At 27.1% G+C, this 8,471-nt stretch carries 9 protein-coding genes; all 9 read left to right on the forward strand.

Annotation, left to right across the window (positions count from 1 at the left end):
- Positions 1-737, forward strand: a 737-nt coding sequence (locus KO506_RS04810; protein WP_215993762.1) for a tetratricopeptide repeat protein, incomplete at its 5' end; no start/stop codon positions are given.
- 155 nt (positions 738-892) lie between these two features.
- A complete protein-coding gene (locus KO506_RS04815) occupies positions 893-1,186 on the forward strand; it encodes a hypothetical protein (protein ID WP_215993763.1) in 294 nt (97 codons plus the stop codon).
- Positions 1,186-1,599 carry a DUF6998 domain-containing protein gene (locus KO506_RS04820; protein WP_215993764.1) on the forward strand — a complete coding sequence of 138 codons (414 nt, stop codon included), beginning with the start codon at positions 1,186-1,188 and terminating at the stop codon, positions 1,597-1,599. Before KO506_RS04815 ends, KO506_RS04820 begins: the two co-directional genes overlap by 1 nt.
- Before the next feature lie 185 nt (positions 1,600-1,784).
- Positions 1,785-3,005, forward strand: a complete 1,221-nt coding sequence (locus tag KO506_RS04825) for a hypothetical protein (RefSeq protein ID WP_215993765.1) — start codon at positions 1,785-1,787, stop codon at positions 3,003-3,005.
- A gap of 214 nt (positions 3,006-3,219) precedes the next feature.
- The gene (locus KO506_RS04830) at positions 3,220-4,071 is read left to right on the forward strand and encodes a hypothetical protein (protein ID WP_215993766.1); all 852 of its coding nucleotides are present in this window, start codon (positions 3,220-3,222) and stop codon (positions 4,069-4,071) included.
- Between the two features lie 625 nt (positions 4,072-4,696).
- Complete coding sequence (locus tag KO506_RS04835) at positions 4,697-6,067, forward strand: hypothetical protein (RefSeq protein ID WP_215993767.1); 1,371 nt, start codon at positions 4,697-4,699, stop codon at positions 6,065-6,067.
- 155 nt (positions 6,068-6,222) lie between these two features.
- Entirely contained in the window at positions 6,223-6,771 is a 549-nt protein-coding gene (locus KO506_RS04840) for a hypothetical protein (protein ID WP_215993768.1), read from the forward strand.
- A gap of 133 nt (positions 6,772-6,904) precedes the next feature.
- Positions 6,905-7,519 (forward strand): hypothetical protein, encoded by a 615-nt coding sequence (locus KO506_RS04845; protein ID WP_215993769.1) that lies wholly within the window; start codon positions 6,905-6,907, stop codon positions 7,517-7,519.
- Between the two features lie 47 nt (positions 7,520-7,566).
- A complete protein-coding gene (locus KO506_RS04850) occupies positions 7,567-8,307 on the forward strand; it encodes a hypothetical protein (RefSeq protein ID WP_215993770.1) in 741 nt (246 codons plus the stop codon).
- Positions 8,308-8,471 lie beyond the last annotated feature (164 nt).

Genomic DNA, 8,471 nt, shown 5'->3' on the forward strand with positions numbered 1-8,471 from the left:
TATTTCAGGACAAGACATTATTAGGAATGACTAAAAAAAAAATTGAAAAAGCTATAAAATTTTGGCAAGATAATAATGAACAAGAAGCAATTAATTTGCTTGAAAAATTAAATCTTGAAGAAAATTCAGAAGCAAACACTTTACTGGGAAAAATTTATTTATATGCAGAACAAGGGAGGGCAAATATTGAAAGAAATCCTAAAAAGGGAATTAAATTTCTTGAAAAAGGCTTAAATCTTGGTGATTCTGATGCTGGTCTAGAATTAGCAGAAGTTTATTACTTGGGAGATGAAGTAAAACAAAATCTTAAAACTGCTGAAAATTATTGGACAAAGTCTTGGAGTATGGGAAATATACAAGCAGGATTTGAATTAGCTAACTTTTACTTTGATGAAAGAAATAATAAAATAGAAAAAGCAATCAAAATTTATGAAGAACTAATAAAAAGGAATGAAAATATTGGAAACTGTTACTCAAAATTGAGTAGAATTTATGAATATGGAATTGGTGGAATTAATCCTGATTCTGAAAAATCTATGCTCTATTTGGAAAAAGGTGCTGAAGTTTTTGATATTTATTGTTGTCCAACTTTAGCTTTAAAATACTACAGAGGAGATAATATTGAAAAAAATAGTAAAAAAGCCATAAGCTTGTTGAAGAAAGTTAAAAATAATGATTTGTTTAGAAAAGAAATAAACATTCTACTTGAGAAAATGACTAATGGAGAAAAAATATAACTAAACCTAACACCGTATAAAATTTATTGCTGGCTTTTTGCTCACTTACGAAAGTCCTCGCGGACTTTCTTTGTCAGTAATTATTTATTAACTTTACTGCAAAACCAACGCAACAAACCTTATACAACAACGTTGTGTGTAATGAAAAAAACGAAATGACAAACGAACAAATTTGCCGAGCGATTTACGCTGTAGAACAATCCGATATTAAGTCATTATTTAATGATTTGAAAAACAATGAAAAAGAAGATTACAAACTCTGTTTTAGCTTAAAAAATGATAGTTCGCAACTTTTCTTTTGTGAACTTCCAAATTCTGAATATTGTGCTGAAGAAGAAATTTATCTTTGTAAATTACAAAAAGATGAAATTTTAAGCGAAGAAAATAAGTCAATTATAATCGAAAAAATTGAAAATAAATTTGGAAAATGTGATAAAAGTAAAATTTAATGAAAATAAAGACAAGACCTGAATTAAAGATAATTGCAGAATCTCTAAAAACCTTAAAATCAGAGGGAATAATTAGAACTAAAAATCTTGTTGGAGATTTAGGAGAATATTACTGTCAAGAATTACTGAAAATTGAACTTTGCAAAATTGTTGAAAAAGGTTTTGACGGATTTGACACAAATGGAAAAAAAGTTGAGATAAAAACTCGAAGACAGCCAACTAAATCAGCTAAAGTCATTTTCAGAGGTTTTGAATTTGATTATTGCCTATTTGTTGAACTTAATGAATATTTTGAACCAATTAGTATATTAAAAATAGATTCTAAAGAAATTGTTGAAAATTTGGATAAAAAAGGAGATAGACTTTCAGTTAGAAAGTTAAAAACAAAAACGGAAAATATAGAATTAATTTAAGTAGTCTGAAAAACACTACACACAACACCGTGTAAAAAAAATTGCTGGTAAAAGCATACTTACGAAAATCCTCTCGGATTTTCTTGGTTAGTGTTTTATTTACTAACTTTAGTGCTTAAACCACGCAACTTTCCTTACACAACAACGTTCTACACAATTAAAAAACAACTCGTTCAAAAATGTTTATGGCTGAAATTGAAGATAAAATAGAAAGATATTTTTCAGAAAACCTAAAAATATTAAGAGATCTGAATAAGCTTATAACAAACGACATCTCTAGTTCTAAACATATTTTATCCGATAAAGTTAATGACTTTATTTATCCATTAATGAGTAATTATACTTCATATACTCTTTTAAAAAAAATGCTTGATGAATATATCTCAAATTTGAGTATATCAAAAACGGAAAAAGACTATTTCATTAATAAGATTTATGACAAAATAAATAAACTAGACAATCAACCATATATAGATATCCCTGATTCCGTAGATAAAAAATCATTATTTTATTTTGAAGAAGAATATGATAGATCAATAAATGGATTTTTGATGGGATACGCCATAAATGAGGATGAGTCAAAAGATTCAGAGTTTCGATCTAAATGTATAAAAGCAATCAAAGATAATTCAGACCTAATGAATATCTTTTTTATAAAAGAGAATATTGACTCTTTTCTTTCTAAACATCAAAAGGAAATCTCTTTAAAAATCAAAAAATATTTAAGAAGAAAAATAAGTATTCAATTAATATATCCAATTATTGACACTTATTATTTTTTAATGCTCACGTCAAAAAAAGATTTTGAAATACAAATTAGCAGAGAGTCTATAATAGAAACATTTGAAACGGATATCATTGAAGTTAGTACTCGAATTTTAGAAAGAAATCAAGAACATAAAACTGAGGATGAAATAAATGATTCGGTCGTAGATTTACTTAGGTCAAAAAAATATAATGTTTCAGATCAATCTCGTAGCGGATTATCAATGAGTAGAAAAAGTGCTGGAGAACTCGACCTTATCATTAGAGATCAAAATGGTCTTCCAATTACCATAATAGAGTGTTTAAAACTAAAAAATGTAAGCCCAACTGGAAAAAACGATAATTTAGTCAAGCATATATCTAAACTTGTAAATAATTACGATAGTTTAGGCTTGTCAAACAAACACATCTTAGTCTATTGTTTTGCTAAGGATTTTGAAAAATTCAAGAAAGATTATACCTTTTTCATAAATTATAGTAAAAAAAATGAAGAGTTTAAAAACCTCAAAATTGACAGTACAACTTACATGAAAAACCCTTATGGTAAAGATGTTAGTAATTTAACAAGTATGGTAACATTCCACCGTATAAATGGAATCTATCAGAAAGTAAATCATTATTTGATAAATTTAAAAAAATAAAACTGTGTAGAACACCGTATAAAATTAATGTGGGTTTTTGTCTTTTCTCAAAGTTTTGTCTTTCTTTATTATGTCGCTTATACTTATTTGAGTATTTTTAAATCGACAAGATAAAAACACTAAATAAGTATAAGCTTGTGGCTCGGTTGACAATCTATCGATTATCTACCTCCCACACTAATCTTATACAAAACCGTTGGCATTAATTTGAAAAATGAACATTAACGAAAAAATAATAATTAAATATTTTGACATAATTGTCAGAGAATTAGATGATGTTTCATTTTTTAGTATAAACAATATACTGATTGACAACAAACATCTTAATATCAATACTCAAAAAGAAAAAGAATATCTATTTGAGTTATCTGACAAGATTAAAACTTTTGGTATTTCTAGAGGTTATTTTCTAAAAAATGGAGATAACGGATGGATGAAATTGAGTGAAAAAGGTATTGATTTAAAAGACTCTAAAAAAGGAGTCAGTAAATTTACGTATAGCTCTAACCAGAAGTTTGAATTCACTTATGATGGAATAATATCTTATATAAAGAGTAATAAAATTGCTGCAATAATTTTAGTCGTAATTGTTGCCTTTTTTGGTTTTTCAAAAATCATTAATGAAATTACTCAAACAAAAGAAAATTTTGAGAAATTTAATAATACAAGTGAAGAACCTAAATCAGAGGATACGATTTCAACTGAATTAACCGAGAATCAAGTTAAAAAAAGTAATTCTAATCCAATATTAATGGATAGCTTAGAATTGCCTTATCTCAAAAACTACCCTATTCTGGACAAAGGAATATATTTAAACTATCATTTTAATGATTTAGTGCTTGGAGGAGTAAATATTGATTCTTTAAAAATAAACGGCAGAACTTATGACGGAGAACCTCTAGAATTTAGGAATTATAATAAAACAATTGAAACAAGTATAACCCAACAACCATATATTGAAATAAAATATAAAGGAAATTTTTATTCAATTGAAATACTTGGAAAACATTATTCATTTGATTGTATAATTAAAAAGAATATTATTCCAACTTTGAACTTAAAATAAAAAAACTAATGCCAACAACGTATAAAATTAATTGCGGTTTTTGGCTTAATCAAAGGTCGTTGCGTGTTTGTTACGTCTGATTTTCCTTCGGAAAATCCTCGCACACAAACCCGCAACTAATCTTATACAAAACCGTTATGTTTTATTGCTCAGGAAAATCTAAACACAGGAAAAAAATGCTGAACACTCTCTCGCGAATTTTAAAAAAGTTAAATCAGGACGAAAATTTTACGCGGGAATTTTCTCTACTTTGGAATTATTGAAGTTTTGTAAAAAAAATTAATTAAGGAAAAATTTCGTGCGAATTAAAAATCAAAACGGTACCTAAACGTAAGTATTAACTCTGAAAAAGGAATTTTACATAAATAAGAAATAAATAAAAAAAGCTCAAAAAAGCTCAAAAAAGGAAATTAAAAAAGCGTGAAAAAAATGAAAACGGAATCTGAACTTGCTTACTCAAACGTATCACAACAAAACATAACACCGTGTAAAATTTATTGCTTTTTTGGGTTTTTCATACGAAAAACCTCGGAAACGCTAAAGTTTTAGTTTAATAAACTATTTTTTTCGCTAAATTTACGCAACAAATAATACACATAAACGTTAGCAGCAATAAAAACACACATTGGATAATAAACAAAATGAAGAGGTTAGTTTTGAAAGATTTAGATATTTTCTGGAGACACAGAAGAATATCTTTAATCTGACTGTTCTAGATGAAATCAATATTGATAATAATATTTCAACAGGTAATAATAAATCAATAACATTTATTAATTGCATATTTAATTTCGAATTTAAGATTCAAGGATATCAAACTAATGAAAATTTCTCTTTCATAAATTGTATTTTCAATCAACGATTTTTAGTTCAAAAAATAGAATTAAAAAATCTATCTTTTTCTAGTTGTACGTTTCATCAATATTTTTCCTCTAAACAACTAAAAACCTTAAATTTCATATTCGAATCTTGTCAATTCAACCATTCGAAACAGTTGGTTATTGATCAGTTTAAAACAAAAAATTTTAAATTTGAAAAAAACGAATTTAATCGAGACATTCAATTAATACCTAAAGAAGCAGATCTAATATCTCTAATTGGAGGAGAGTCAAAAAGCACGCTAACTCTTTCTAATAGGGGAAATAAAAATACAATTAATAAATTATTTTTAGAATTTAATTCTAATCACAACACTGATTTTCTATTAAGAAACTTAACAACCGACTACTTTCAAATTCATGGAGAGTTAAAAGATTCAACATTATCAATAAACAATATAAAATTACGTGTTGGAATTATAAAATATTTTTTTAACAATGGAAATGTTTTAATCAATGCTTTATCACCATTAACAGACAACTCTTTACTCACTTTAAAAGGAGTTAATTTAGGAAAGGCAATGCTAAGTTCTATTAACTTTTCAGAATTTTCAAAAATTAAAATAACAAGCTGTAATCTAGTTGACATTGTGCCAATAAATATTAAATGGTGTAAATCGAATTTACTTAAAGCTGAAAACACTTTAAAAGATAGAATAGAAACTTATCGACAATTGAAAATTGTTGCTCAAAAAAATTTAGATACACCAACCAAGTTAATGTATTATAAATATGAAATGAAAGCGCACTTAAAATCAATAAGAAAAGAAAAGGGAATGTTTTCAGATAAATTCATATTATTTACTAATTTAATATCAAATAGTCACGGATTAAATTGGTTTGTTGCTTTTTGTTGGCTGATATTTTTTTCAATAACTTGGTATACTTTAGTTAAATATAGTTTAAATCAAACTCAATTTGACCATGAATTAATAATCAATGAAATTGGTAGATTTATTAGTTTTATGAATCCAGCTCATCGCTTTGATATAGTCTTTGATGTAAAAAAAGAGATGTACTCAAGTAATGCAGTCTTTTTTGATAGCATATCCAGAATTTTTAGCTCATATTTAATATATCAACTAATAAGTGCTTTTAGAAAATATTCGAAAAAATAATAACTGCTGCTAACACCGTATATAATTTATTGCTGGCTTTTCGCCTACTTACGAAAGTCCTCTCGGACTTTCTTTGTCCGTAATTATTTACTAAATTAGGTGCTTGAAACACGCAACAAACCATATACAACAACGTTACTTGCAATTCACGAAGAATGAAAAAAGGAATTTTAATAACAATATTTGGAATTTTGCTTGTCGGAATATTTTATTTCGGAATTGAACTGTATGAATTTGCAGAAGGTGTGAAAAAAGACATTCCAAAAAACATTGAGAATTTTCAAAATAACAGAAAATTAGAAATAATTAAAAAGGAAAAAAAACAGAAACTGGACACTTTGAATATTGATAATTTCAATCTTTTATTTTTTCATCCGAATGAAAAAGAATTTGAGGAATTACTAATTGAATATAAAAGTGAAAGTGAAGGACTTTATGAAGCTGATTCTGATTTTGGATTTTATATAAATAAAGTGTTTGACTCAATTTCGAAAACAGATTTAAAGATTAAAATTGTAACGGAAAGAATTATAGAATATTCAACAAAAGACGGAATTAAATATCTTGACCGATTAAAAAATAAAGAACATCAATATGGAATTATATTTAATAATTTGAATTGTGAACCAAAAATTGAATTTGGAATTATGACAGACATAGGAATTTACAAAAAATTAAGTCAATTTAATAAAAACTGCAAGTAACAACGTGTATATTTTATTGCTTTCTTTTAGCCAACTTACGAAAATCCTCGCGGATTTTCTATTCAGTAATTATTTGCTAACTTTACGCTAAACCAACGCAACAAAGCATACACAAACACGTTGTGGTTAATTTATGAGAAACATTCTGCTAACATCAATAATAGTAATTTCAGCATCGTTCTGTACGAGTGCTCAAACTGAATATGATACTAATTCAAAGCAATTAAAGAATTATAATCGGACTGAATTACGAAATGCTAAACAAGTTTTTTCCAAACAAGCCGAATATGAATTAATCCAAACTCGAAATGTAAAAATCGATACTCTGAATTCAACTTATAAATCTGATATTGTTTTAACATTATGTTCGTCCGATTTTTATTGCGAGAAATTATTTAAAAATGGAAAATTAACTGGAGAAATGTTTTATGAGAAATGGAAAATTAATCCCAATTCTGATAGTAGAGTTTTAATAAACAAAATTGATGGAGATACTATAAAAACCAAACTCTGGAATAACGGAAAAGGAAGTTTATCAATTCTGAATTTCAAACACCTTCCGAAATTGGACAGTAAAACTGAAAGAAAGTTTGTTATTTGGGCTACTTCAGAAAAATTATTTGGAGGTGGACATTCTGTATTCTTTCTGTCTTTAAAGAATGATAAAGCTGATAAGAAAACAAATCTGAATGTTTTTATAACGAACTCATCGGAATTTAATTTGATTTATTCTCACAATGAAATCTGATAAAAAACTAACCATACACATCAACGTTGTGTGTCATTTAAGAAACAATGAGAAACCATTTAATAATTTTATTTATAATTCTAACTTCTTGCAAGTCTGATAAAATTGACAAAGCGGAATTTAATGACTTTTCGGATATCGAAATTCGATTTAGAACTGGAGATGAAAGAATTGAATTCTACTCAATGGACATTTTAAAAAAGGGAGAAAAAATTCAAGCAATTAAAAAAAGTCCGTTTTATTATTATGGTTCTGGAACGGACTCAACTTGGACAACCGAAATTGGAAAATCTGACTTGAAATTAATAACTGAATTTATTAATAAAGCGAAATCAATTAAAGATACTTGTTCTTTCAATTCTTCTTCTATAGACTACTACGACATCAAAACTAATGGAAATGCAATAAAAATAGTCGGAAACTGCGAGTGGAACGGAATTGACTATGATAGTTTAGAAAATAAAATTTTCAATCACAAATTCATTGAGTTAAAGAAAAAACGAGAAATCGTTGCTGATTCTTTAGTAGAGATTTTTAATGGATTTTGGGATGTTTCTGGTTGGGAAAATGGAGTTCTTAAAAATCGAAATTTAGTCCTTACTAGGACAACTGAAAACCAACCGAAAATAGACGGAATTTATCGCTGGACTTTTGAAAAGGAAAAAGAATCAGAATTCAAAGAAAAATTAGACATTGACGAAGGAAGTACATTAATTGAAATTGGAGCTTCGACATACAAAGTTCTGAATATTGAAAAAAATAAAATTGAATTAAAATATTTGTGGTAAAAAAACGAACACACAACACCGTATAAAAATAATTGCGGTTTAGTGCTTAATCAAAGGTCGTTGCGTGTTTGTAACGTCTGATTTTCCTTCGGAAAATCCTCGCATACAAACCCGCAACTATTCTTATACATAAACGTTGTACACAATTATGTCTTATCCGGAAT

The organism is Polaribacter vadi (assembly GCF_018861005.1).
In the GTDB taxonomy this organism is placed as follows: Bacteria; Bacteroidota; Bacteroidia; order Flavobacteriales; family Flavobacteriaceae; genus Polaribacter; species Polaribacter vadi_A.